Origin of the sequence: Roseomonas sp. 18066, from assembly GCF_902706185.1 — a bacterium.
In the GTDB taxonomy this organism is placed as follows: domain Bacteria; phylum Pseudomonadota; class Alphaproteobacteria; order Acetobacterales; family Acetobacteraceae; genus Pseudoroseomonas.
Window position 1 is genome coordinate 1 of the sequence record NZ_CACSJM010000100.1, and the last position, 24021, is coordinate 24021.

The following is a 24021-nucleotide window of genomic DNA, read 5'->3' on the forward strand; positions in this document are numbered from 1 at the left end:
GGGCTTCACGGACCTGGTGGGTCCGCTCTGGGCGAAGCGCGACGGCGGGGCTTGGGCCTATGGCCTGCTGGCCGGGCCGCAGCACGCCAATGTGCATGGCATCGTGCATGGCGGGATGCTGATGACGCTGATCGACAATGCGCTGGGGCTGACGGTGTGGGAGGCGACGTCGCGCCAGCCGGCGGTGACGATGCAGCTGAACACGCAGTTCATCGCGGCGGCGCGTCCGGGCGACTTCATCGAGGCGCGGGGCGAGGTGTTGCGGGTGGCGCGGTCGGTGGTGTTCGTGCGGGGTATCTTGTCGGTGCGCGGCGAGACCGTGCTGGCCGCCGACGGCGTCTGGAAAGTAATTTCTCCTTCTAATTCTAAAAAAGAATAAAAAATAGAAGGGGGATTCGGGGGAATACTTTCCCCCGAACTTTTTAAAGAAGCGGCGAAACAGCCGCGAGCCCGGGGAGGGGCGGATCGGTCATGCTGGACAGGCGTGTCGCGCGGTATGCGGAGGCCATTGCCGGGATTGGCGATGGCGCGACGATCTTGCTGGGGGGCTTTGGCGGCGCCGGAACGCCGCTGGGCCTGGTGGCGGCGGTGCATGCGGCGGGTCTGAGGGACCTGACGGTGATCGCCAACAATGGCGGCAGCGCCGAGCCCGATCTGAGCCTGTGGCTGTCGGCTGGCCAGGTGCGCAAGCTGGTCTGCTCCTATCCGAAATCCAAGCTGAACACGACGGCCAGCTTCACCGACCTCTACCTTGCCGGGAAGATCGAGCTGGAGCTGGTGCCGCAGGGCACGCTGGTCGAGCGCATCCGCTGCGGCGGCGCGGGCCTGGGCGGGTTCTACACCCCGGTCGGCGCCGGCACCGCGCTGGCCGAGGGCAAGGAGACCCGCATGATCGACGGGCGCGAGCATGTGCTGGAGAAGCCGATCCGGGCCGATGCGGCGCTGCTGCGGGCGCGGCAGTCGGATCGCCTGGGCAACCTGACCTATAACATGGGCGCGCGGAATTTTGCCCCGGTCATGGCCACGGCGGCGGATCTCGTGGTGGTCGAGGTCGAGGAATTCGTGGCGCTCGGCGCGATCGATCCGGAGGCGGTGGTGACGCCGGGCATCTTCGTCGATCGCGTGGTGCTGCAGGGGGCGCCGCGATGAGCACGCCGCTGACCCGCGAGCAGCTGGCGCGCCGCATCGCCCGGGCGATCCCGGATGGCGCCTTCGTCAACTTGGGCATCGGGCTGCCGGACCAGATTCCGGACCACATCCCCGCCGACCGCGAGATCTTTTTGCACAGCGAGAACGGCATCCTCAACCTGGGGCCGCGGCCGCCGGCCGGCGAGGAGAACTGGGACCTGATCAATGCGGGGAAGCAGCCGGTGACGCTGCGCACCGGCGGGTCGTTCTTCGATTCCTCGCTGAGCTTCGCGATGATGCGCGGCGGGCATCTCGATATTTCCGTGCTGGGCGCCTTCCAGGTGTCGGCGACGGGCGACCTGGCGAACTGGTCGACCGGCATCGGCGAGGGCGTGCCCGCGGTCGGCGGCGCCATGGACCTGGCGGTGGGCGCCAAGCAGATCTGGGTGATGATGGAGCATACCTCGCGGCACGGGCATGCGCGGATCGTGAAGGAGTGCAGCTATCCGCTGACCGCCCGCGGCGTGGTGAAGCGGATCTTTTCCAACCTGGCCGTCATCGCGGTGACGCCGGACGGGCTGGAGGTGGAAGAAATCCTGCCGGGGTTGAGCCTGGAGGCGCTGCGGGCGCAGACCGAGGCGCCGCTGCGCCCCGGGGCGATGCGGCCGCTGGAGGGCTGACCGGCGGCCATGGCAGGCGAGGGCAGCCGCGTCGCGCGCATCGTGGCGCGGCTTTCCGCCTCGATCGCCGCCGGCACGCTGCGCGCCGGCGAGCGCATCGCCTCGGTGCGGCAGGCGGCGCGCGACCAGGGCGTGTCGAAGAACACCATGGCCGAGGCCTATGACCGGCTGGTCGCCGCCGGCTGCCTGGAGGCGCGCCGGGGGTCAGGCTTCTTCGTCACCGCGCAGCCGGTGGCCGCGGTGCCGCAGGCGAAGCCGCATCTGGCCGAGGCGCTGGACCTGGTCTCGCTGCTGCGCGAGCAGGGCGAGGCGCATTACGCGCTGCGCCCCGGCGATGGCCGCCCGCCGCCGGCCTGGATGGAGCGCTCGGAGCTCGCCGCGCATTTCCGCCTGCCGCGCCAGGCGGCCGGCGAGGCGCCCGGCCAGGCACATGACTATGGCAGCGCCTGGGGCTATGCGCCGCTGCGCGAGCGGCTGTCGCTGACCTTGGCCGAGCGCGGCATCGCCTGCCCGCCGGAGCAGCTGCTGCTGACCCAGGGCGCGAACCACGCGCTGGACCTGATCATCCGCCAGCTGGTGGAGCCGGGGGATGCCGTGCTGGTCGACGATCCCGGCTACTACCCGCTCTTCGCCAAGCTCAGCCTGGCCAAGGCGCGGATCATCGGCATTCCGCGCGGGTCAGAGGGCCCGGACCTGGCGGCGCTGGACCGGGCGCTGGCGACGTGCCGGCCGCGCGCCTTCTTCACCCAGTCGCTGGCGCATAACCCGACCGGCGGCGGGCTTTCTCTCCCCGTGGCGCATGCGCTGCTACAGGCCGCCGAGCGCGCGGGTTTTTTGATCATTGAGGACGATGCCTTCGCGGACATCCTGCCGGCCGCGCTGCCCCGGCTCGCCGCTTTGGATGGGCTGCGGCGGGTTCTCTATGTGGGCACGTTTTCCAAGACGCTGTCGGCCTCGCTGCGGGTGGGCTTCGTCGCGGCGCCGCCCGGGCTGGCGGCGGCGCTGGCCGACCTGAAGCTGCTGACCGTGGTTGCCACCTCGCAATATGCCGAGCGGCTGGTCTGCGGGCTGATCGCCGCCGGGCATTACCGCCGGCATCTGGCGCGGCTGCAGCGCCGCGTCGCGGCAGCGACCGAGCGGGCCGTCGCCGATCTCTCCGCCGCCGGGGTCACCGCCCGCGCGCCGCCCGGCGGCGGCTTCTACCTGTGGATCGAATTGCCCGAGGGCAGCGAGGAAGCCGTGGTCTGCCGGGCGGCGGCGGCGGAAAGCATCTTCCTCGCCCCCGGCAGCGTCTTCCGCATCGAGCGCGACGGCGCCAGGCCGGCGCTGCGCTGCAACGTCGCCCATGCCGCCGATCCGCGTTTCCTCCACTTCATGCGCGGGCAGTTCGGGACGCGCTAGCCGCCGCGCAGCGTGGCCAGCGCCTCGGCCGCGACCTCCTGCCGCACCTGGCGGCGCTCGACCAGGATGGCGGCGACGCGGCCGACCTCCTCGCCCACCGCGCCGGCGGCGATGGCGACGTTGTGGGCATGCAGCGCCATATGGCCCTGCTGGATGCCGACGGTGGCCAGCGCCTTCATCGCGCCGAAATTCTGCGCCAGGCCCACGGTGGCGATGATGCGCGCCAGCCGCTCGGCGGTCTTGACGCCGAGGATCTTCAGGCAGGCCTGCGCCGTCGGGTGGATCTTCGTGGCACCCCCGACCAGCCCGACCGGCATCGGCAGCTCGATCATGCCGGCCAGCTCGCCCTCGGCCGTCATTTCCCAATGCGTCAGGCTGGTGTAGCGGCCGGAACGCGCGGCATAGGCATGGGCGCCGGCCTCGACCGCGCGGGTGTCGTTGCCGGTGGCCAGCACCACCGCCGAGACGCCGTTCATGATGCCCTTATTGTGGGTGGCGGCGCGGTAGGGATCGGCCTCGGCGAAGTGGTAGGCGGCGAGCATGCCGTCGCGCACCGCCTCGCCGCCGATGGCCTCGACCGGCCAGACGGCGCGGGCGCGGGCGAGGCGACGGTCGGCGAGGTTGGACAGAATTCGCAGCAGCGAACGGCCGCCGCTCCATTCGGCCAGGCGCGGGGCGAGCGTCTCGGCCATGGTGTTGACCGTGTTGGCGCCCATGGCGTCGCGGGTATCGACGATCAGATGCACGATCACCATGGTGCCGCCGCGGCTCGGCAGGATGCGCACCTCGAGGTCGCGGAAGCCGCCGCCGAGGCGGAGCAGCATCGGGTCGCAGGCGTCGCAGAGCGCGCCGATCTCGGCCCGGCGCTCCAGGATGCGCAGCCGCGCGCTTTCCGGGTCGGCGACGTCCAGCAGCTGCACCTGCGCGATCATCTCGCCGCCCGACATCGAGCTGGTGAAGCCGCCACGGTCATAGCATTGCCGCGCCGAATTGCAGACGGCGGCGACGACGGAGCTTTCCTCGGTCGCCATCGGCACCAGCACATCCTCGCCGTCGATGCGCAGGTTGGTGGCGACGCCGATCGGGATGGCGATGCTCGAGACCATGTTCTCGATCATGTGCTCGGCCAGATGCGGGTCGATATTGCCGTCGCGCGCCAGCTGGGCGGTGGCGGCGCCGTCGAGCTCCGCGAAGGCGGCGACGGCCTCGCGCCGCTCCTCGGCGGACATGCGGTGAAAGCCGCTGATGCGGGAGGTCAGATTGCTGATCGACATCTTTTTGTCCACTAAAGCGAAGGAGCGGCGGTGGCGAGGCGGGACGCGGTTATTCCAGGCGGATGTTGGCGGAGCGGATCAGGTCGCCCCATTTCTGGGTGTCGTCGATCAGCCGCTGCTTCGTCGTGGCCGCATCGCCGCTGACCAGCTGCACGCCCTGCTCGGCCAGGCGCGCGCGCAGGGTGGTGTCGTCGGTCGCCGATTTCAGCGCGCGCCCGGCCCGCGCCAGGATCGGCGCCGGCGTCTGCGCCGGGGCGAAGAGGCCCTGCCAGAAGAACACCTCGAAGCCCGGCAGCGTCTCGGCCACCGGCGGCAGCGCCGGGTAATTGGCGATGGGCGCGGTGGCAGTGACGGCGAGCCCCTTGGTGCCGCCATCGGACAGCGTCGTCGCCGCCTCCTGGATCGCCTGGAACACCGCATGGATGCGGCCCTGGCGCAGGTCGAGCGCCGCCGGCGCGCCGCCGCGATAGGGGACATGGACGATGTCGATGCCGGCCCGTGCCCGGAACAGCTCCAGGCACAGATGGCTGACCGAGCCGGTGCCCGGCGAGCCGAACAGCAGCTTGCCCGGATTGGCCTTGGCATAGGCGATCAGCTCGGCAACGTTGCGCACCGCCAGGCCCGGATGGATGTGCAGGATGAAGGGCGTCTGGAAGACCATGCCGATGGCCTCCAGCTCCTTCACCGGCTCCTTCGGCGTCAGCCCGGGCTGCAGCGTCGGGTTGATCGCCAGCGTCGTGGTGCCCATCACCAGCGTGTAGCCATCCGGCCGGGCGCGCGCCGCATAGGTGGCGGCGACCGAGGTGGCGGCGCCCGGGCGGTTCTCGACGACCACGGTCTGGCCGAGCTCGCGCGACATCGGCTCGGCGACGGCGCGGCTGGCGAGATCGGTGACGCCGCCGGGCGGATAGCCCTCGATCAGCGTGATGGCGCGGCTCGGCCAGGATTCCGGCGCCTGCGCGGCGGCGTTGCGGTGCAGCAGCAGCAAGGGCGCGGCAAGGGCGCTGCCGAGCAGGGGGCGGCGGTGCAGCATGGACGTCTCCCGGGGATTCTTGTCGGTTTGTTTTTGTCGTGCACCGGTATCACTGTCCCGTGTGCGGCGGCGGGAAAAGGGACAGTTCTGCGGTTTTTCAGTGGGACAGTCGCAAGGCCGCCGAAAAGGCCGAGGCTTCGCGCGCGCCACGCCTCAGCTATGCTGACGCCTGCGCAACGATCTCGGAGGCCAGGCTTGGGCGGATGGCGGGGCGGTCGGCATTTCCTGATGGGCGTGGTGCTGGGCCTGCTGGCCGCGCTGCCGGCGGTGGCGCAGGAACGCGTGACGCTGCAGCTGCGCGGGACGCATCAGTTCCAGGGCGCCGGCTACTATGCCGCCATCGCCCGCGGCTACTACCGCGAGGCCGGGCTGGAGGTGACGCTGCTGGAAGGCGGCGCCGAGCGCGATCCGGCCGCCGCCGTGCTGGAAGGCCGCGCGCAATTCGGCATCGGCACCGCGGCGCTGCTGCAGGATTTCGCTGCCGGCCGGCCGGTCATCGTGGTCGCGCCGCTGCTGCAGCATTCGCCCTTCGTGCTGCTGGCGCGCCGCGGCGCCGACCTGCGCGGGCCGCGCGACCTGGCCGGCCGCGGCCTGGCGCTGGAGGCGCATGCGGCCGAATGCATCGTCTTCCTGGCGCGCGCCGGGCTGAAGCCGCAGGACATGCAGCTGCTGCCCTATCCCGACAGCGCGCGGCGGCTGGGGCAGGGCGGGCTCGACGCCATGACCGCCTCTGCCACCGACGCGCCTTTCGACCTGATCGAGGCCGGCCAGCCCTACCAGCTGTGGAACCCGCGCGAGGCGGGGATCGACTTCTACGGCGACACGCTGTTCGTCCATGCCGATTTCGCCCGCGCCCGGCCCGACCTGGTGCGGGCCCTGCGCGACGCCACGCTGCGCGGCTGGGCCTGGGCGCTGGACAATCCGGAGGCGGCGATCGCGCTGATCCTGGCCGACCACGCGCCGGGCGCGAACCGCCGCAAGCTGGAATTCGAGGCGGGCGCGACGCGGCGGCTGATGCTGCCGGAGATCGTGGCGCTCGGCAGCAGCAACCCGGCGCGCTGGCAGGGCATCGCCGAGGCCATGGCCGGCGCCGGGCTGCTGCCGGCAGGGCTCGACCTCGACGGGCTGGTCTTCGAGGCGGCGGCGCCGCATCCCGGCCCCTGGGCCTATGCGGCCATCGCCGGGCTCAGCCTGCTGCTGCTGGCCGCCCTGCTGCTGGCGCGCCGCTTCTGGGGGCTGAGCCGCGCGCTGCAGGGCGAGGTGACGCGCGGCGTGGCGCTGCGCGGGCAGCTGGCGGAGCTGGCGCGGACCGACCCGCTGACCGGACTGACCAATCGCCGCAGCTTTCTCGAAGCCGCCGAGCGGGCGCGGCGCGGCGGGCAGGTCTTCAGCCTGGTGGCCTTCGACCTCGACCATTTCAAGGCGATCAACGACCAGCACGGCCATGCCGCCGGCGACGCCATGCTGCGGCATTTCGCCGCGCTGTGCCGGCAGAACCTGCGCGAGGGCGACCTGGCCGGCCGCCTCGGCGGCGAGGAGTTCTCCCTGTTGCTGCTGGCTGACGAGGCGGCGGCGGTGGCGGTGGCGCGGCGCATCGCCGGGCTGCTGGCGGCCAGCCCCGTGGCCGTCGGCGGCCGGCTGGTGCAGGGCACCGTCAGCGCCGGCGTCTTCTTCTGCGCCGGCACGGCGATGCCGCTGCAGCAGGCGCTGGCGGAGGCCGATGCGCGCCTCCACGCCGCCAAGCGCGGCGGCCGCAACCGGGTGCAGGGCAGCGCAGGCCTCTTCGCGCCGGGGGGCTAGCGTGGCAGGCGGAAGCGGAACATCGTCTTCGTCTCGGTGACGTAGCGCAGCGCCTCCTCGACCGTCTTGGTCCAGGCGCCTGGCTTCAAGGGAACGAACCCTTCGAAGCGGAACTGCCGGGCCGAGACCTCGAACCCCGCCGCGGCGAAGGCCTCGTGGAAGTCGTCGAGCGAAAAATCCTGCGGCGTGGTGTGGGTGATCTCGGCCACCAGGGCGCGCCAGCGCGGCCACATCGGATTGCCGGTGTGGCAGCCGGTGACGGCGTAATAGACCCCGCCCCGCCGCAGCGCCGCGCGGATCTCCGCCGCATGCGCTTCCAGGTCGGGCAGCAGATAAATAACCTCGTGGCTGAGGGCGAGGTCGAAGCGCGCCGGCTGCCCGGCCAGCGCCGAGGGCGTGTCGAAGGCCAGCGGCAGGCCGGCGGACAGCGCCTCGGCCCGCGCCACGGCATCGCGCGCCACATCGACCCCCAGCCCGGCGCGGAACGGCCGCAGCGCATGCAGCAGCCGCAGCAGCCCGCCCTGGCCGCAGCCATAGTCGAGCACCGTGGCGGCGGCGAGATCCTGCTCCGGGATATGCGCGATCATCTGCCGCCAGACCGGATCATGGCCGGGGGTCATGCGGCTGTCGGCGGTGGCGTCGCGGTACCAGGAAGGGATGGAGAGGGCATCGGCGGGCTGGGACATCGGTGGACTCGCGGAGGAGGGAACGCGCGCAGTGGAAAGCCGATCGCCCGGCAGGTCCAGCAGACCTTGACCGGCGGCGCCCTGTCGGCGGGCCCGCCGTGCTCGGTGCGTCCTCGCCAACCCCGCGCGCGCCCCCCGCTTTTAACCACGCGTCAAGACAAATCGCGGAGACTCCACCGGTCCTCCTAGCCGGTCCCGCCGCCATGCGCCTTCGCGAGCTTTCCGTCTCCGTGCTGATCCTCCTGCAGGGGGTGCTGGTGCTGGGGGGGCTTGTCCTCGCCTGGCCGGAACCGGGCGAAAGCTGGGCCGGGGCGGCGCGACAGCTCTGGCTGCTGCTGGTCCAGGGCGGGCTGCTCGGGCTGCTGGCCTGGCGGCTGCGCGCCTCCCGCCACGCCCAGGTGGAGCGGCTGACGGCGCTGAACCTGCAGCTCAACCAGGCGCTGAAGCGGGCGCAGGATGTCGTCGAATGCTCCAACGACCTGGTGTGGGAGGTCGATGCGGCCGGGCGCTTCACCATCGTCTCCGACCACAATGGCGTGCAGGGGGTGAAGATCGGTGATTCGGTGGCCGACCTCGCCGCGCATGACCCGGTCACCCCGGCCGATGTCTGGGTGCGGCAGATCGCCAGCAATGCCGCCGGCGAGCCGTTTCGCGACTTCCGCTACAGCCACCGCCGCGGCGATGGCAGCATCGCGCATTTCCTGGTCAATGGCGTGCCGATCCGCGGGCCGGACGGGGCGCTGGTCGGCTTCCGCGGCGCCTCGCGCGACCGCACGGTGGAGATCGAGGCGCTGCAGGCGCTGAACTACCAGGCGCTGCACGACACCCTGACCGGCCTGCCCAACCGCCGCTCGCTGACCCGCCGGCTGGACCCCGCCGCCCGGCTGGAGGGGCAGCGCGCGGCGGTGCTGCTGCTCGATCTCGACGGCTTCAAGACGGTCAACGACGTGCAGGGCCATGCCGCCGGCGACGCGCTGCTCTGCCTGGTGGCCGGGCGGCTGAACGCGGCGCTGCGGCCCGCGGATATCGCCAGCCGGCTCGGCGGCGACGAGTTCGCCCTCGTCCTCGACGGCGCCGATGCCGGCGAGGCCATGGCCCTGGCGCAATCCCTGGTCCAGGCCCTGGTCGCCCCCTATGCGCTGGAGGATGGCACGCCGCTGCGCATCGGCGTCTCCATCGGCATCGCTTTGCTGCCGGAGCATGGCCAGGGCGCCGATGCGCTGCTGCGCTGCGCCGACCTGGCGCTCTACGCCGCCAAGCATGGCGGCGGCAGCGGCGCCCGGCTCTACAGCCCGCCCAGCCAGGCGGGGCTGCCGCCGGTGCCCGGCCCGGCTGCGGCCCCGGTGCTGCAGCAGCTGCGCGGCCTGGCCAGCCTGCCGGCCGAGCTGCAGCAGGCCATCGCCGAGAATGCCCTGACCCTGGCCTACCAGCCGATCCGCCGCTGCGCCGATGGCTCGGTCGCCGCGGTCGAGGCGCTGCTGCGCTGGCACAGCCCGAGCCGCGGGGCGGTCGCGCCCGATGTCTTCATCCCCGTCGCCGAGGAGACCGGGCTGATCGTGCCGATCGGCGCCTGGGTGCTGCGCCAGGCCTGCGGCGCCGCGGCGCGGGCGGGGGGCAGCTGGCGGCTGTCGGTGAATATCTCGCCGGTGCAGTTCAGCCAGCCGGAGCTGGTGCCGCTGATCGCCGGCATCCTGCGCGACACCGGCCTGCCGGCCGAGCGGCTGATGCTGGAGCTGACCGAGCAGATGCTGCTGTCGCGCTTCCCCTCGGCGGCGGAGAAGGTGCGCAAGCTGCGCGCCATGGGCGTCTCGCTGGCGCTGGATGATTTCGGCGCCGGCTTCGCCAATCTCGCGGCGCTGCGCGACATCCGCTTCGACCTGCTGAAGCTCGACCGCTCGGTGCTGCGGCTGACGCCGGCGCAGCGCGGGCCGGTGCTGGCCTCGCTGCTGCAGATCGCCCGCGCCTTCGACCTGCCCAGCGTGGTCGAGGGCGTCGAGCAGTCCGAAGATTGGGCGCTGTCGCGGCAATTGGGCAGCGACTATGCCCAGGGCTATCTGCTGGGCCGGCCACAGCATGATCTGGGCGAAGCGCTGGCCCTGCCGGTGCCCGGCTGATCGCTGTCGGTCACAGGGATCCGCCGGACCAGCTGGGGCCATTTCCTGGGGGCGCGGCAGCCCTGCGGGGGGCGGGCGGCGGCGCCCTTGCCCTGCCGGGCGCGGCCTGCGCATGCTGCCGCCCCCGGGGAGCAGCACACGGCCTCCGGGGGTGGCCTTCGCGCCATCAACCAGGAGGAAAAAACACGATGTCCGACATGGACCAGCTGCGCATGCTGAAGCAGTCCGCCGAGGCGGCCCGCCGCCAGCATATTTCCCGCACCCTCGGCAGCGCGCATCCGCCGGCCAGCACCGAGCGCCTGCCCGGGCTGCAGCGCATGCTCAGCAAGGTCGACCAGGCGCTGGGCGACGCCCCGCGCGGCGAGGCCCTGGCCAAGGTCCGGGGCTGACGGACGATCCCTCGCGGCCATCCGGCTCAGCGCGGCAGCGCGGGCCCGGGTGGCCGGATCGGCGCCAAGTCGGGGCCGGGGCTGGGCAGGCTGCCCGGCGGCGGCGGGATGACCAGGGTGGTGCCCGGATCGGGCACCGGGGCCGGGCGGGTCAGGCCCGGATCGACATTGCCGGGCGGGCGGATCAGCCCGCGTTCCGGCGGCGGCAGGGTCGGCGAGGGCGCCGGGCGCTCGACGCCCTGGCCCAGGGCCGGCGCGGCGCCGAGGCCCAGCGCCAGCAGCACTCCCCAATATCCGTGACGACGCGGCGGCGGCGCGCGCATCGGCTGGTCCTTTCCTGAGACGCTCAGGGGGAAACCCTGCCGCCCGAGGCGGGTTCCGCGCGCCGGTGCCTCAGCTTTCGCCCCTCAGCTTTCGCTGCGCAGCGCCAGGGCCTCGGCCAGGTGCAGCCGCATCAGCAGGGCCGCGCGCTCGCGGTCGCCGGCCTCCAGCGCGTCGAGGATGGCCAGGTGCTCGCGCACGGTGACGGCGACGCGCTCGGCGCCGACCCGCCAGGAATAATTGGACAGCAGCCGCACCCGGTTCTGCTGCGCGACCGCGGCGGCGATGAAGCGGTTGCCAGAGGCCTCGGCCAGTCCTTCATGGAAGGCCGCATTGATGCGGTAGAGGGCGACCGCATCGTCGTCATGCCAAGGGCGTTCCAGGAAGCGGCGATGCTCCGCCCGCATCCGCGCCGCGAAGCCGGGGGGCAGGGCGAATTTGGGCTCCAGCAGCGCCGGCGGCTCGATCAGCATGCGGAAGCGGTAGGAGGCGGCGCGCTCGGCGCGCGAGGCGAAGCCGGCGGTGAAGCGCCAGCCATGGCCGCGGTTGCGGCTGGCGACGCCCGCCTCGGCCAGCTGGGCCAGCGCCTGGGCCACCGCGCCGCGCGGCGCGGCGAATTGCTGGGCCAGCTGCCGCTCGGAGACCTCGTTGGCCACCGTCCCGTCGGAGCGCCCCTGGGCGATCGCCACCAGCAGCCGGTCGACGCCGCTTTTCTCGGCATCGTCCTCGGGCGGCAGCTCCATCGCCGGATCGACCAGCCGCAACGCGCGGCCCTCGGTGGCGACCGCCCCCAGCCGCTCCAGCAGGGCGACGGCGCCATGCACCGGGGTGCGGGAGACGCCCAGCGCCTCGGCCAGCGCCGCGCGGCTGATGCGGGCGCCGGGCGCCGCGCCGCGGGCGCGCAGCAGGTCGAGGATATTGCGCGCCAGCGCGTGCTGCAGGGGGGTGGCGGTCATGCGGGGGGCGCCATAGCGGAGGGAAGCCAGCGGGAAAAGCGGAAAGCGCAGTGGGAAATCGCGGTCAGTCGATGCGCGGCGTCGCGTCCAGCAGGGCGCGGGTATAGGGGTGCTGGGGCGTGTCGAAAATGGCGTCGCGGGTGCCCTGCTCGACGATGCGGCCCTGCTGCATGACGACGACGCGGTCGGCGACCTCGGCCACCGCCCCCAGGTCGTGCGAGATGAACAGGCAGGCGAAGCCGCGCTCGGCCTGCAGCTGCCGGATCAGCGCCAGGATTTGTTTCTGGACGGTCATGTCGAGGGCGGAGACGGGTTCGTCGGCCACCACCAGGGCCGGCCGGCGGACGATGGCGCGGGCGATGGCCACCCGCTGCCGCTGCCCGCCGGAGAGCTGGTGCGGCAGGCGCTGGTCCATGCCCGGCAGGCCCACGGCCTCGAAAGTTTCGGCGACCCGGGCGGCGCGCTGGGCGCCGGAAAGCCCCGGCTCGTGGCGCAGCGGCTCGGCGACGATCTCGCCCACCCGCATGCGCGGATCCAGCGAGGAATAGGGGTCCTGGAAGACGATCTGGCAGGCCAGCCGGAACTCCCGGTACGTCGCGTCCTTCCGGGTGGTGATGTCGGCGCCATTGAAGAAAAGCTGGCCGCCGCTGGGCTGCACCAGCCGCAGCATGGCGCGCCCCAGCGTGGTCTTGCCGGAGCCGCTGCCGCCGACGAGCGCCACGGTCTCGCCGCGGGCGATGGCCAGGTCGACGCCCTGCACCGCGCGCTTCGGCGTGCCGCGGCGGAACAGCCGGGCGCGGCCGGGATAGTCGACCACCAGCCCGCGCGCCTCCAGCAGGGTCTCGCCCACCGAGCGGGGCGGGCGGGGGGAGCGCTGCGGCATGGCCTCGACCAGCAGGCGGGTATAGGCCTCGCGGGGTTCGGTCAGCAGCCGGCGGGCCGGGCCTTCCTCGACGACGCGGCCCTGCTGCATGACCAGCGCGCGGTCGGCATAGCGGGCGACCAGGCCGAGATTGTGGGTGACCAGCAGCACCGCGGTGCCGTTGTCGCGGGCCAGCTCCACCATGAGGTCGAGGATCTCGGCCTGGACCAGGTTGTCCAGCGCGGTGGTCGGCTCGTCGGCGATCAGCAGCTTCGGCTTCGGCAGCATGACGGCCGCCAGCATGATGCGCTGGCGCATGCCGCCGGAGAATTCATGGGGATAGGCGCGCAGGCACCCTTCCGGGTCGGGAATCTGCACCCGCTTCAGCATGGCGATCTTCGCGGCATTCAGCTCCGCGGCCGAAAGATCGCTGTGCAGGGAAAGCGCTTCTCCGAGCTGCCGCCCGATCGTCATGGCCGGGTTCAAGGAGACCATGGGTTCCTGAAACACCATGCCGATGGCGCCGCCGCGCAGCTGGCGCAGCCGGCCAGGGGGGATGGTGGTCAGGTCTTCCTCGCCGAGCCGGATGTGGCCGGCGCTGCGCTCCAGCCCCGGCGGCAGCAGGCCGAGGATGGCGCGACCGGTCGCGGTCTTGCCGGAACCGCTTTCGCCGACCAGCGCCAGGATTTCGCCGGGCGCGATCTGGAAAGAAACATCGGCGACGGCGATGCTGGGGCCGGCCTGCACGCGCAGGCCCTCGACCGAGAGCAGCGGCGCCAGGGCAGCGGCAGAGGGGCGGTCCAGGGTGATGCTCATTGCGGCCTCCCGCGCGGGTCGAGCCGGTCGCGCAGCGCGTCGCCCAGCATGTTGACGCCCAGCAGGGCCAGCGCGATGCAGGCGCCCGGGCTCAGGCTCAGCCAGATGGCGGTTTCCAGATAGGGCCGGGCGGCGGCCAGCATATTGCCCCAGGTCGGCGCCGGCGGCGGCACGCCGAGGCCGAGGAAGGACAGCGCGCTTTCCGCCAGGATCGCCCAGCCGAACATGCTGGTGGCCAGCACGATCAGCGGCGAGGCGGTGCCCGGCAGCACATGCCGCCACAGCGTGTAGAGCTCCGAATTACCGATGGCGCGGGAGGCCTCGACGAATTCGCGCTCGCGGATCGACAGCACCGAGCCACGGACGATGCGGGCGACGGTGGGGGCATAGGCGAGGCCGAGGGCCGCGATGATGCCCCACTGGCTGGCCCCCAGCACCGCCAGCAGGCCGAGCGCCAGCAGGATGCCGGGGAAGGCCAGCAGCGCATCGTTGACCAGCATCAGCAGCCGGTCGGCCCAGCCGCGGGCGAAGCCGGCGACCAGCCCGATGGCGCCGCCCAGCAGCACCGCCAGGGTGACCGTCAGCAGCGCCACCAGGCAGGAGGTGCCGGCGCCCGCCATCAGCCGGCTGACCACGTCGCGCCCGACCTCGTCGGTGCCGAGCCAATGCAGGGCCGACGGCGCGTTCAGCCGGGCGCGCAGCGCGACGCCGAGCGGGTTGTAGGGCGTCCACACCGTGGAGAGCAGGGCGGTGGCCAGCAGCAGGGCCATCAGCAGCCCGCCGATGACGGCGTTCAGGCGGAAGCGCATGGCGGGGTCACTCGGCCGTGACGCGCGGGTCGAAGAGCGGGTAGAGCAGGTCCACCAGCAGATTGACCAGCACATAGAGGGTGGCGACGAAGAGCATGGTGCCCTGCACGACCGGATAGTCGCGGGCATAGATGCCATCGACCAGCAGCCGGCCGAGGCCGGGCAGGGTGAAGACCGTCTCGATCACCGCGATGCCGCCCAGCAGGTTGCCCAGCACGATGCCGAGCAGGGTCAGCGTCGGCGCGAAGGCGTTGGGCAGCACGTGGCGCCCCAGCACCGCGGCCTCCGACAGCCCCTTGGAGCGGGCATGCGCGACATATTCCAGCCGCAGCACGTCGATCGCGGCGCTGCGGGCCATGCGGGTCAGCACGCCGGTCTCGATCAGCATCAGCGTCAGCACCGGCAGCACGATATACAGCGCCGCCTGCCAGGGGTTCTCGCCGAAGGTGACATAGCCGACGACCGGCACCCAGCCGAGCTTCAACCCGAACAGGATCAGCATCAGCAGGCCGAGCCAGAAGCTGGGGATCGACAGCAGCAAGGTGGCGCCGCCGACGACGGAAAGGTCCAGAAAAGAATTCTGCTTCCAGGCGGCGATGGTGCCGAGCGGCACGGCGATCATCCCGGCCAGCGCCACGGCCAGCAGCACGATCGCCGCCGTCACCTGGAAGCGGTCGAGGATCAGCGGCAGCACGGCCTCGCCATTGGCCAGCGACACGCCCAGATTGCCCTGCAGCGCATGGCCCAGCCAGGTGGCGAATTGCCGCCAGATGGGGCCTTCCAGCCCCATGCTGCGGCGGAGTTCTTCCAGTTGTGTCGCATCGGCGGCGTCGCCCAGCATCAGCTGCGCCGGGTCGCCGGGGACCAGGCGCAGCAGGCCGAAGACGGCGATGGCCACCAGCAGCAGCGTCGGCAGCGCCAGCGCCAGGCGCTTCAGCGCATAGAGCGGGGTCATCGCGGCCGCTCCCTACTGGCGCCAGACGCCCCAGAGCCGGGTCTGCCCCGAGGCCCAGGGCTGCACGCCGTTGATGCCGGCCCGCGTCGCCACATAGTCCGGCTGGTTGTAGAGCGGGATGGCCGGCACATCGGCCATGAAGCGGCGGAACAGTTCTTCGAAGATGCCCTGGCGCTCGGCGGCGTCGGTGACGCGCATCGAGCGCTGGATCAGGGCGAGCGCCTCCGGCGTCTCCCAGACCTTGCGCGGCTGGGTGTCCTTCGGGCCCGAGATCATCTCGTAGGACAGCGACGGCTCCAGGCGCGACGAATAGATGAAGGACATCATCTGGTAGTCGCCGCGGGTGTAGCGGTCGAGCTGCGTCGCCCAGTCCAGCACCTCGAGCTCGATCTTGATGCCGGCCTCCGACGCCATCGCCTGGGTGGCGACCGCGGCGTCATAGACGTTCGGGTAGCGGCGGTTGGTGATCATGCGGATCGCCTGGCCGCGATAGCCGGCCTCGGCCAGCAGGCGCCTGGCCGCCGCCACGTCGCGGGCGGGGCGCGCATCCTGCGCCGGGGAATGGAAGGCGCTGGCGCTGGGCACCGGGGACGGGTTCGCCGGCGCGTCGCTGCCGATCATGCTGGAGACCAGCTCCGGCACGTCGATGGCCAAGGCGAGCGCCCGGCGGATGCGCACATCCTTCAGCAGCGGGTCGCGCGTCTGCATCAGAAGCGCCGTCATGCCCATGCTGGGCGCGGCCTGCACGGTGATGCCGGCCCGCGCCCGCAGGTCGGGCAGCTCGGGCGAGGGGACATCGCCCTGCACGTCGATATTGCCGGCCATCAGCGCGGCCTTGGTGGCGCTGCTGTCGGGGATGACGACGAAGCGCAGGCGCGCGGCATAGGCCTGCTTGCCGCCGGCGAAACCGTCGCGCTCGCCGGGCAGGGCGGCGTAGCGGTCGAAGCGCTCCAGCTCGATATACTGCCCGCGGCGCCATTCGCCGAGGGAATAGGGCCCGGTGCCGACCGGCTTGCCCCAGGCGCCATCCGCGCCGATGGAAGACGGGTGCAGGATGCCCGTCGACCCGCAATCAGGCCGCGCCAGAATCGAAAGGAAAAGCGCCGCCGGCTGTTCCAGCGAGATGGTGACGGTGCGGGCGTCGGGCGCCTCGATGCCGGTGACCTTGGCCAGGCCCGAGCTGCCATTCAGGTCGGGCAGGCAGCGCCATTGCGTCGCCGGGTCCATGTAGCGCTTCAGGCTCCACAGCACCTCGGCCGAGGTCAGCGGCGCGCCATTGTGGAAGGTGACGCCCTCGCGCAGCGTGAAGCGGTAGGTGCGGCCATCCTCGGAGAGCTCGACCTTCTCCGCCAGCATCGGCACCACGGCGATCTTTTCCGACAGCGCCACCAGGCCTTCGACCACATGCAGCATGACGCTGTCGGTGTTGAAGTCGCGGTTGCCGCCGGGCTGGGTGCTGCGGATGTCGGAATTCAGCGAGGCCCGCAGCATATAGTCGCCGCGCGCCGGCTGCTGCGCGAGGGCAGCGGTGGTGGCGAGCCCGGCGATGGCCAGGCTGGCGATGGCACAGCGGATCATTCGGCGGCCCTCGCGGTGGCGGTGTCGAAAAGATCGTAGCGGGTGAAATGGCGGTTCAGCGCCGGCAGCGGCGCGATTTCCAGGATGCCCTTCGCCGGCTGCATCACCAGCATGGCCACCGTGGCCGACAGGTTGCCCGCGGAATTCAGCCGCGGCGGGCGGCAGACCGACCAGGGCGCCTGGTAGTCGTCGAACAGCGCCGCCTTGACGTCGTCGACGCCGAGCTTGCGGCCGCCGGCCTGCAGCAGCTCGCGCACGCGCAGGTCGCGATACAGGCTGTCCGGCGTGGTGGCGATGCCGGTGTCCTGCAGCTTGCCCAGCGCCACCGGGCTCTGCCAGTGGTTGGCATGGACGATCAGCCCGCGCTCGGCATGCACCTGGAAGCTTTCGTCGGGCGCGCATTCGAAGTCGATGGCGATGCCGCCGGCCTGGCTGACGATGATGTTGTTCGAGGCCGATTTCCGCGTCGTATAAACCGCGTGAAACGCCTGCGCGACGAATTCCTTCTCGAGCACCTTGCGGCGGATCAGCGACAGCGGCACGCCGAGATCGCGATAATCCCTGTCGCTCTCAAGGTAATTGGCCGTCACCGCGACGCCGGCCGAATTCAGCCCGGCCCGCGCCAGACCACCGGCTTCGACAAACGTCAAAATATCGGGGCCGTCGTCGCGGCGGATGCGCAGCACGACGCCGGTCTCGGCGCATTCCGACTTCCAGTCCCAGTTCTGCGCATGGATCAGCGAGCCATCGGCCGAGGCCTCCGGCATCACCACCACGCCGGTGCAGCCATCGGGCTCGCGCTTGGCGATGGCCTCGGCGGCGGCGCGGCGCTTGCCCAGCTGCAGCACCTCGGTCCGCGCATTGATCAGCACGATATCCTCGAAGGCAACCTCGGCGCCCTCGGCGATGCCGCGCATCTCGACGACATAGTCGGCGTCGAATGCCTCGATGCGGGGGACGAAATCCAGCGCCCAGGCGCGGATCTGCGCCTGGCTCTGCCCCGATCCGGTCAGCTGCGCGGTGTAGTGGCCGATGCTGCGGCGGATGCGCGCGGCGGCCTGGCGGCCATAGTGGCGGCCACGCTGCTCGGCGCCGCCGGACAGGTCGATGAGCGGAAAGGGTTCCAAGGCGCGGGGCCTCCACAGGCGGGGTGGTTGGCGATGTGGATGGACTTTGACCGTCCAAAGTGCAAGCATCGAACCGCATCGACCGGGGAAGCGCAAGCAGGATCATGCCCGATCCCTTCTATTTTTCGTCCCATTCTGCTGCCGGCTTCGGAAAGGGGGCGCCCCGGACCGGCCGCGCCCTCGCATCCCCTGGCCTGCATTTTGTGCGACGCAGCAGGCGCTTCCCGGGCGCCCACCAGCCAGGAACCCGATGATGGATGCCCCCGCCGAGACGCGCTTCGCCGCGCCGCCCAATGCCCTCGACGCCTTCTGGATGCCCTTCACGCCGAACCGCGCCTGGAAGCGCGACCCGCGCTTCGTGACCCAGGCCCAGGGCATGCACTACGTCGCCCCCGACGGCCGCCGCATCCTCGACGCCATCGCCGGCCTCTGGTGCGTCAATGCCGGCCATTGCCACCCGAAGATCGTCGAGGCCATCCGCGCCCAGGCCGGGCAGCTCGACTTCGCCTCCTCCTTCGGCCTCGGCCATCCGGCGGCCTTCGACTACGCCAACCGCCTGACCGAAGCGGCGCCGGAGGGCTTCAACCGCGTCTTCTTCGCCGGGTCAGGGTCGGAGGCGGTGGACACCGCGCTGAAGCTGGCGCTCGCCTTCCACGCCGTGCAAGGCCAGGGCCAGCGCACCAAGCTGGTCGGCCGCCAGCGCAGCTACCACGGCGTCGGCTTCGGCGGCCTGTCCGTCGCTGGCATCGGCAGCCAGCGGAAGCATTTCGGCCCGCTGCTGCCCGGCACCAGCCACCTGCCGCATACCCACGATCCACTGCGCAACGCCTTCAGCCGCGGCCGCCCGGAGCATGGCGGCGAAGCCTTTGCCGACGCCCTGGAAGGCATCCTCTACGCTCACGATCCGACCACCATCGCCGCCGTCATCGTCGAGCCCGTCGCCGGCTCCACCGGCGTGCTGGTCCCGCCGCAAGGCTATCTGGAACGCTTGCGCGCCATCTGCGACCGCCACGGCCTGCTGCTGATCTTCGACGAGGTGGTCACGGGTTTCGGCCGCCTCGGCGCCGCCTTCGGCAGCCAGGCGCTGGGCGTGCTGCCGGACCTCATCTGCTGCGCCAAGGGCATGACCAACGGCGCCGTGCCGATGGGCGGCGTGCTGATCAACGACCGCGTGGCGGAGGGCCTCCACAGCCAGCCCGAGACCACCAGCGAGTTCATGCACGGCTACACCTATTCCGGCCACCCGCTGGCCGCCGCCGCCGGCCTGGCCACGCTGGAAGTCTACCAGGAAGAAGGCCTGTTCCAGCGCGCCGCCGACACCGCGCCGCGCTGGGAAGCCGCCCTGCACAGCCTGCGCGACGCCAAGGGCGTCACCGACATCCGCAACATCGGCCTGCTCGGCGCCATCGAGTTCGGCAGCCCGGCAGCGGCCAAGGCCATCGCGGCCCGCTGCTTCGACGAAGGCGTGCTGATCCGCGCGGTCGGGGAGTCGCTGGTGCTGTCGCCGCCTTTGGCCATCGAAGATAGCCAGATCGATCAGATCGTGTCGGTGATCAGGAAGTGCGCAGGGGAAGCCTGAAGATTTGGGCAGGCGAGGGGAATGAATTCCCCTCGACCCCTTCTTTTTTTCTATTTTGTTGGCCGTTGAACGCGCAGCCACTTCACCACCAGCGATACCCGGGCATCACGGCGGCACTCATCATACGAAAACAGCGCGACCTCAAAGGTCGCGCTGCGCGTTGGCCGTTTCACGTACTGTCTCCACGTGGACACGGCAGTCCGAAAGAAACAGGGGAATTCATTCCCCTGGCCTGCCCCTGCGCTTCACTTAACCCAAAGCGCCATCCCGTCTCTCTGCGGATCAGCGCCGCCCGAGAACTTCCCGTCCTGGATCAGGATCCCGTGCAAGGCGGCGAAGGCGTAACTCTGCCAGCTGCGCTTGATGTCGTAGCCCTGGGACGCAAGTTCGTCGGTCACGTAGTGGGGCACGCGGTTGGCGACGTCGATGCTGTCCGACACGGCGACGATGCGCGGGGCGGCCACGGCTTCTAGCATCGACATGCCGAAGTCGATGACGTTCATGATGCCCTGGGCCACCGCGGGGGCGATGTAGCTGCCGCCGGGGGCGCCGATGACGATCTTGGGGCGGTCGCCGTCGAAGACGATGGTCGGCGCCGCGGAGCTGGCGCGGCGCTTGCCGGGCGCGATGGAGGCGGCGCGGCCGGGGCGGGGGTCGAAGCGGCTCATGGTGCCGTTGTAGATGAAGCCGAGGCCGGGGCTGATCGCGCCCGACGGGCTGCCCAGGGTGTGGGTCAGGGCGACCGCGTTGCCGGCATCGTCGACCACCGAGATATGGGTGGTCTCGCGCTGCGACTTGTCCAGGCGCTTCACCGTGGCGCGCTCGCCGGCGCGGATCGAGGCCGCGAGCTCAGCGCAATAATCGCGGGAGATCAGGCGCTCGACGGGCACATCGACATAGGCGGGGTCGCCCATGTGGCGGTCCTTGTCGATGGTCATGCGCTTCATCGCCTCGGCGAGCAGGGCGATGTGCTCGGCGCTGTTGTGGTCGAGGCGGCCGAGCTCGAAATTCTCCAGGATGTGCAGGATCTGCAGCATCAGCATGCCGCTGGCCGGCGGCGGGCTGGTCGAGATGCGGTGGCCGCGATACTCGCCCCAGAGCGGCTGCACCACCGAAAGTTCGTAGGCAGCGAAATCCTCTTTCCGCAGCAAGCCGCCGGCGGCCTGGAAGTCGGCGGCCATCTCCTCGGCCAGCGCGCCATGATAGAAGCTGTCGGGGCCTTCGGCGGCCAGGCGCTCCAGGCTGCGCGTGTGGTCGGGGTTGTGCAGCTTGTCGCCGGGGCGCTTGACGCTGCCATCGGGGCGGAAGAAGACCTCGCGCCCCGTCGGCGTCAGGCGCAGCTTGTCGGGGGTGTTGACCTGGCCGCTGCCGGCCTGGTCCTGGCTCCAGAACCAGTGCATGTGCGGGCGCACCATGACGCCGCGCTTCGCCTGGGCGATGGCGGGGGCCATGGCCTCGGCCCAGTCGAGCGTGCCGTAGCGGCTCAGCGCCTCGGCATAGCCCTTGACGTTGCCGGGGGTGCAGACGGCCAGATGCCCCTGCTCGCTGATGCCGCCTTCCAGCAGGAAGGCGAAGCCATCGCGCGACTGGCCCAGCAGCTTGTCGGTCCACATGTCGGGCGTGGCCGCCAGCGGCGCGCGGGCGTAGAATTCCAGCACCTCATGCAGGCCGCGCCGCGGCATGAAGACCTGCATGGAGCCGAAGCCGCCGATGCCGCACATCAGCGGGTCGACGACGCCCTGGACGAAGGCGGCGGCGATCGCCGCATCCACCGCGTTGCCGCCGCGCTTCAGCACCAGCGCGCCGGCTTCCACCGCTTCCGGCTGGGGTGCTACGATCATGCCGCCCATGGTCAGCGGCCCCGCTTGGTGGCGAGGACGCCGGCGAGGAAGTCCTTCACCCGGTCCAGCACCTTGATGCGGTCATGCGAGACGCCGGGCACCAGGTCGAGCTGCACCGCGACGCCCGCCTTCTCGAAGGAGGCCGCCAGGGTCTTCAACCGATCCGGACGGGTGTTGCCGCTGTCATTGGCGCCCTCCATCCAATAGGTGCCGCCGGGCTTGTGGGTGATCTCCCAGGTCTCGAGATCCGCATCGCCAACCACCATCTGCACCGGCACTATCTTCAGCGCCTCGCCGTCGAAGGTGATGCCGAACTTTTCACCGATGTTCCGGATGCCCACCCACCAGTCGCGGTCGGGGTCGAGCAGGGTCACCGAGCCCGGGGCGCCGATGCTGGCCGCCCAGAGTTTTTGGGGGTGCATGATGGCGAAGCGGTGGGTGAAGTGGCCGCCGCCGGAGAAGCCGAACATGGCGAAAGTCGACCAGTCCTGGCCGTATTTCTCGGCGACTTCGCGGACCATCTCGAGGACGAGCAGGTCGTAGCGGATATCGCCTTCGGCCATGTATTTATAGCCGCTGCGGGCGCCGTCGCCGCGGACGCCGACGGGGAAGATCGGGCAGAGGATGGCGACGTCGTTCCACTTGCCGAATTCCGAGAAGCCGTCGCGGAAGTCGAGGAAGGAGGTGCGTCCCGTGCCATGCACCGCGACCAGCAGCTCGACCTTGGTGCCGCGGCCCACCTGGGGCGGCACGTAGAGGCAGTATTGGAAGCGCGGATCGGCCTTGCAGGAGAAGATCACGGTGGGGCCCAGGTCGTAGATGGCCTTGGCGCGTGCCGTGGCTTCGGCCGTCGCGGGAGCGTCTGTCATGCTGGCATATTCCAGAAATAGATGAGGGGTCTGGGGAGAATACCTTCTCCCCAGCCTTGCTTTCTTGGTTACCCGCCAACCCCGACGGCGAGCGTGTACTGATCCGCCCGCGTGGCATAGGTGATCCCCTGCCGCCCTGCCCAGACGGACACCTCATGGTGCAGCGGCAGGATGGCGAAGTCGCGGAAGGCGATTTCCGAGGCTTCCGCCAGCAGCTTGTTGCGCGCCGCGTCGTCCATGGTGCGCAGCGCCTCGACCAGGCGCTTGTCGAGCTCGGCGTTGGAATATTGCCCGTTATTCGAGGCCCCCATGCCCGCCTTGGCGTCGCGGGTGGCCAGCAGCGCCTTCAGCGGGTTGGAGGTCTCGCCGGTGTTCACGCCCCAGGCGCCCAGGCTGAAGCTGAACTCGCTGCGGGCGGAGCGGGCGGCATAGACCGACCAGGGCATGACATCGGCGGTGGTCTCGATGCCGATGCGGGTGAACATCTGCGCCACGGCCTGCACGATCTTGGCGTCGTTGATGTAGCGGTCGTTCGGCCCGTGCACGGTCATGCGGAAGCCTTCCGCATAGCCGGCCTCGGCCAGCAGCGCCTTGGCGCGGTTGGGGTCGTAGGCGGGGACGTTGAGCGCGTCGGAGGTGCCGGCGGCGCCCTTCGGCAGCAGCTGCGAGGCGGGGACGGCATCGCCCTCCATCACACGCTCGGCGATGGCCTGGCGGCTGATGGCCAGGCTCAGCGCCTGGCGGACGCGGATGTCCTTCAGCGGGTTCTTCGCCAGCGGCTTGCCGGCGCGGTCGGTGATGAAGGGGGTGGTGTCGCGGTGCTGGTCCATCGCCAGGTAGACGACGCGGCTGGAGACGCCGCGGATCAGCTGGAAGCGAGGGTTTTCCTTCACCCGGCCGGTGCTCTGCGACGGCACCGCCTCGATGATGTCGAAATCGCCCGACAGCAGCGAGGCCAGGCGGCCGCCATCATCGGTCGCCGGCACCAGCAGCACCTCGTCCCAGGGCAGCGGGCCGCCCCACCAGCTGGGGTTGCGCCCCAGCAGGATGCGGTTGCCCGGGGTGTATTGCTTCAGCACGAAGGGGCCGGTGCCGATGGCGGCGCTGCCGTCGTTGAACTGCGGCGTGGTCGCGTCCTTGCCCGACGCGCGGATGATGCGGATGCGGCTGAGCGAGTTCGGCAGCAGCGGGTCGGGCCCGTCGGTCTCGATGACCAGCGTGTGCGGGTCCGGCGCCGTCATCGTCTTGATGCTGCGGGTGTAGGTGCGGAAGGAGGCGGTGCTGGGCAGGTCGTTGGCCCGGCGCAGCGAGACGATGGCGTCCTCCGCGGTGAAGGGGGACCCGTCGGTGAAGGTCACCCCCTGGCGCAGCTTGAGCACCCAGCGGGTGTCGCTCTCGGCGGTCCAGCTTTCGGCGAGGCCGGGCAGCGAGCGGGAGGCCGGGTCGTTGGTCACCAGCGCGTCGAAGATATGGCTGGCCACCGCGTTGTTCGGCGCGTTGCTCTGGAAATGCGGGTCCAGCGTGGTGTTGGGCGCGGCCATGCCGATGCGCAGCCGCTTGCCGCCGCCGGGCAGCGCCTGGCCGACGGCGCCCTGGGTCACGGCGGCCTGCAGCCAGGAGGTGCCGGCGAGGCCGGCGCCGAGCGCGGCGCGGGTCACCCAGCGGCGGGTGGGGGAAAATCCTGGCATGCGTCTGTCCTCCGCCGGGGCGCCCGGCCGGGGCGCATCAAAACTGGTGCCAATTTTGGTGTCAATCGTCCTTCGTCCGCCGGGCCGCCAGATGGGCCGCCAGACGGGGCGGGGT

The 24021-nt window shown here is 71.2% G+C and carries 21 protein-coding genes; 8 read left to right on the forward strand and 13 right to left on the reverse strand.

Annotated elements, in window-relative coordinates; genetic code table 11:
* From GVN67_RS19115 to GVN67_RS19130, 4 genes are all read left to right on the forward strand, one after another.
* The coding region (locus GVN67_RS19115; protein WP_159998915.1) for a PaaI family thioesterase at positions 1-379 on the forward strand (379 nt) is incomplete at its 5' end.
* 92 nt (positions 380-471) lie between these two features.
* Positions 472-1149, forward strand: coding sequence for a 3-oxoacid CoA-transferase subunit A (locus GVN67_RS19120; RefSeq protein ID WP_159998917.1), 678 nt, complete (start codon positions 472-474; stop codon positions 1147-1149).
* Positions 1146-1808: a 3-oxoacid CoA-transferase subunit B gene (locus GVN67_RS19125; protein ID WP_159998919.1), complete on the forward strand. Its 663-nt coding sequence runs from the start codon at positions 1146-1148 to the stop codon at positions 1806-1808. The genes GVN67_RS19120 and GVN67_RS19125 overlap by 4 nt, the downstream gene beginning before the upstream one ends.
* Before the next feature lie 9 nt (positions 1809-1817).
* Complete coding sequence (locus GVN67_RS19130) at positions 1818-3209, forward strand: PLP-dependent aminotransferase family protein (RefSeq protein ID WP_159998921.1); 1392 nt, start codon at positions 1818-1820, stop codon at positions 3207-3209.
* Here the strand turns inward: GVN67_RS19130 and GVN67_RS19135 are convergent.
* Positions 3206-4483: a hydroxymethylglutaryl-CoA reductase, degradative gene (locus GVN67_RS19135; RefSeq protein ID WP_159998923.1), complete on the reverse strand. Its 1278-nt coding sequence runs from the start codon at positions 4481-4483 to the stop codon at positions 3206-3208. The two genes, GVN67_RS19130 and GVN67_RS19135, sit on opposite strands and share 4 nt — an antisense overlap.
* Before the next feature lie 49 nt (positions 4484-4532).
* Positions 4533-5516, reverse strand: a complete 984-nt coding sequence (locus GVN67_RS19140) for a tripartite tricarboxylate transporter substrate binding protein (protein WP_235035373.1) — start codon at positions 5514-5516, stop codon at positions 4533-4535.
* Positions 5517-5711: 195 nt separating this feature from the next.
* Between GVN67_RS19140 and GVN67_RS19145 the strand changes: the two genes are divergently transcribed.
* The gene (locus GVN67_RS19145) at positions 5712-7316 is read left to right on the forward strand and encodes a GGDEF domain-containing protein (RefSeq protein ID WP_159998925.1); all 1605 of its coding nucleotides are present in this window, start codon (positions 5712-5714) and stop codon (positions 7314-7316) included.
* Here GVN67_RS19145 and GVN67_RS19150 read toward each other — a convergent pair.
* Entirely contained in the window at positions 7313-8002 is a 690-nt protein-coding gene (locus tag GVN67_RS19150) for a bifunctional 2-polyprenyl-6-hydroxyphenol methylase/3-demethylubiquinol 3-O-methyltransferase UbiG (protein WP_159998927.1), read from the reverse strand. The two genes, GVN67_RS19145 and GVN67_RS19150, sit on opposite strands and share 4 nt — an antisense overlap.
* 203 nt (positions 8003-8205) lie before the next feature.
* Between GVN67_RS19150 and GVN67_RS19155 the strand changes: the two genes are divergently transcribed.
* Together GVN67_RS19155 and GVN67_RS19160 are read left to right on the forward strand one after the other, a co-directional pair.
* Positions 8206-10116, forward strand: a complete 1911-nt coding sequence (locus tag GVN67_RS19155) for a bifunctional diguanylate cyclase/phosphodiesterase (RefSeq protein ID WP_159998929.1) — start codon at positions 8206-8208, stop codon at positions 10114-10116.
* Positions 10117-10304: 188 nt separating this feature from the next.
* Complete coding sequence (locus GVN67_RS19160; protein ID WP_159998931.1) at positions 10305-10505, forward strand: hypothetical protein; 201 nt, start codon at positions 10305-10307, stop codon at positions 10503-10505.
* Positions 10506-10531: 26 nt separating this feature from the next.
* Here the strand turns inward: GVN67_RS19160 and GVN67_RS19165 are convergent, their stop codons facing one another.
* The 7 genes from GVN67_RS19165 to GVN67_RS19195 all read right to left on the reverse strand — a co-directional run bounded on the left by GVN67_RS19165 (position 10532) and on the right by GVN67_RS19195 (position 17929).
* The gene (locus GVN67_RS19165; protein WP_159998933.1) at positions 10532-10828 is read right to left on the reverse strand and encodes a hypothetical protein; all 297 of its coding nucleotides are present in this window, start codon (positions 10826-10828) and stop codon (positions 10532-10534) included.
* A gap of 84 nt (positions 10829-10912) precedes the next feature.
* On the reverse strand, positions 10913-11782 hold the full coding sequence (locus GVN67_RS19170) for a GntR family transcriptional regulator (RefSeq protein WP_159998935.1): 870 nt from the start codon (positions 11780-11782) through the stop codon (positions 10913-10915).
* 64 nt (positions 11783-11846) lie between these two features.
* Positions 11847-13460: an ABC transporter ATP-binding protein gene (locus tag GVN67_RS19175; protein WP_159998937.1), complete on the reverse strand. Its 1614-nt coding sequence runs from the start codon at positions 13458-13460 to the stop codon at positions 11847-11849.
* Entirely contained in the window at positions 13457-14269 is an 813-nt protein-coding gene (locus GVN67_RS19180; RefSeq protein ID WP_159998939.1) for an ABC transporter permease, read from the reverse strand. Before GVN67_RS19180 ends, GVN67_RS19175 begins: the two co-directional genes overlap by 4 nt.
* A 7-nt stretch (positions 14270-14276) precedes the next feature.
* Positions 14277-15224, reverse strand: a complete 948-nt coding sequence (locus GVN67_RS19185; RefSeq protein ID WP_159998941.1) for an ABC transporter permease — start codon at positions 15222-15224, stop codon at positions 14277-14279.
* A 12-nt stretch (positions 15225-15236) separates the two neighbouring features.
* A complete protein-coding gene (locus tag GVN67_RS19190) occupies positions 15237-16802 on the reverse strand; it encodes an ABC transporter substrate-binding protein (RefSeq protein WP_159998942.1) in 1566 nt (521 codons plus the stop codon).
* The gene (locus GVN67_RS19195; RefSeq protein WP_235035374.1) at positions 16799-17929 is read right to left on the reverse strand and encodes a C45 family peptidase; all 1131 of its coding nucleotides are present in this window, start codon (positions 17927-17929) and stop codon (positions 16799-16801) included. The genes GVN67_RS19190 and GVN67_RS19195 overlap by 4 nt, the downstream gene beginning before the upstream one ends.
* Positions 17930-18179: 250 nt before the next feature.
* Between GVN67_RS19195 and GVN67_RS19200 the strand changes: the two genes are divergently transcribed.
* Entirely contained in the window at positions 18180-19508 is a 1329-nt protein-coding gene (locus tag GVN67_RS19200) for an aminotransferase class III-fold pyridoxal phosphate-dependent enzyme (protein ID WP_200845315.1), read from the forward strand.
* Positions 19509-19753: 245 nt separating this feature from the next.
* On the opposite strand, the gene ggt is transcribed toward GVN67_RS19200, so the two are convergent.
* The 3 genes from ggt to GVN67_RS19215 all read right to left on the reverse strand — a co-directional run bounded on the left by ggt (position 19754) and on the right by GVN67_RS19215 (position 23906).
* Positions 19754-21358, reverse strand: coding sequence for a gamma-glutamyltransferase (ggt, locus tag GVN67_RS19205; protein WP_159998944.1), 1605 nt, complete (start codon positions 21356-21358; stop codon positions 19754-19756).
* 2 nt (positions 21359-21360) lie between these two features.
* Positions 21361-22218 (reverse strand): alpha/beta hydrolase, encoded by an 858-nt coding sequence (locus GVN67_RS19210; protein ID WP_159998945.1) that lies wholly within the window; start codon positions 22216-22218, stop codon positions 21361-21363.
* 68 nt (positions 22219-22286) lie between these two features.
* Positions 22287-23906, reverse strand: a complete 1620-nt coding sequence (locus GVN67_RS19215) for an ABC transporter substrate-binding protein (protein WP_159998946.1) — start codon at positions 23904-23906, stop codon at positions 22287-22289.
* Positions 23907-24021 lie beyond the last annotated feature (115 nt).

Excerpts from the sequence above, each read along its gene's own strand:
- GVN67_RS19120 (WP_159998917.1), top strand. The coding sequence starts at position 472 with ATGCTGGACAGGCGTGTCGCGCGGTATGCGGAGGCCATTGCCGGGATT.
- GVN67_RS19125 (WP_159998919.1), top strand. The coding sequence starts at position 1,146 with ATGAGCACGCCGCTGACCCGCGAGCAGCTGGCGCGCCGCATCGCCCGG.
- GVN67_RS19130 (WP_159998921.1), top strand. The coding sequence starts at position 1,818 with ATGGCAGGCGAGGGCAGCCGCGTCGCGCGCATCGTGGCGCGGCTTTCC.
- GVN67_RS19135 (WP_159998923.1), bottom strand. The coding sequence starts at position 4,483 with ATGTCGATCAGCAATCTGACCTCCCGCATCAGCGGCTTTCACCGCATG.
- GVN67_RS19140 (WP_235035373.1), bottom strand. The coding sequence starts at position 5,516 with ATGCTGCACCGCCGCCCCCTGCTCGGCAGCGCCCTTGCCGCGCCCTTG.
- GVN67_RS19150 (WP_159998927.1), bottom strand. The coding sequence starts at position 8,002 with ATGTCCCAGCCCGCCGATGCCCTCTCCATCCCTTCCTGGTACCGCGAC.
- GVN67_RS19155 (WP_159998929.1), top strand. The coding sequence starts at position 8,206 with ATGCGCCTTCGCGAGCTTTCCGTCTCCGTGCTGATCCTCCTGCAGGGG.
- GVN67_RS19160 (WP_159998931.1), top strand. The coding sequence starts at position 10,305 with ATGTCCGACATGGACCAGCTGCGCATGCTGAAGCAGTCCGCCGAGGCG.
- GVN67_RS19165 (WP_159998933.1), bottom strand. The coding sequence starts at position 10,828 with ATGCGCGCGCCGCCGCCGCGTCGTCACGGATATTGGGGAGTGCTGCTG.
- GVN67_RS19170 (WP_159998935.1), bottom strand. The coding sequence starts at position 11,782 with ATGACCGCCACCCCCCTGCAGCACGCGCTGGCGCGCAATATCCTCGAC.
- GVN67_RS19175 (WP_159998937.1), bottom strand. The coding sequence starts at position 13,460 with ATGAGCATCACCCTGGACCGCCCCTCTGCCGCTGCCCTGGCGCCGCTG.
- GVN67_RS19180 (WP_159998939.1), bottom strand. The coding sequence starts at position 14,269 with ATGCGCTTCCGCCTGAACGCCGTCATCGGCGGGCTGCTGATGGCCCTG.
- GVN67_RS19185 (WP_159998941.1), bottom strand. The coding sequence starts at position 15,224 with ATGACCCCGCTCTATGCGCTGAAGCGCCTGGCGCTGGCGCTGCCGACG.
- GVN67_RS19190 (WP_159998942.1), bottom strand. The coding sequence starts at position 16,802 with ATGATCCGCTGTGCCATCGCCAGCCTGGCCATCGCCGGGCTCGCCACC.
- GVN67_RS19200 (WP_200845315.1), top strand. The coding sequence starts at position 18,180 with ATGATGGATGCCCCCGCCGAGACGCGCTTCGCCGCGCCGCCCAATGCC.
- ggt (WP_159998944.1), bottom strand. The coding sequence starts at position 21,358 with ATGGGCGGCATGATCGTAGCACCCCAGCCGGAAGCGGTGGAAGCCGGC.
- GVN67_RS19210 (WP_159998945.1), bottom strand. The coding sequence starts at position 22,218 with ATGACAGACGCTCCCGCGACGGCCGAAGCCACGGCACGCGCCAAGGCC.
- GVN67_RS19215 (WP_159998946.1), bottom strand. The coding sequence starts at position 23,906 with ATGCCAGGATTTTCCCCCACCCGCCGCTGGGTGACCCGCGCCGCGCTC.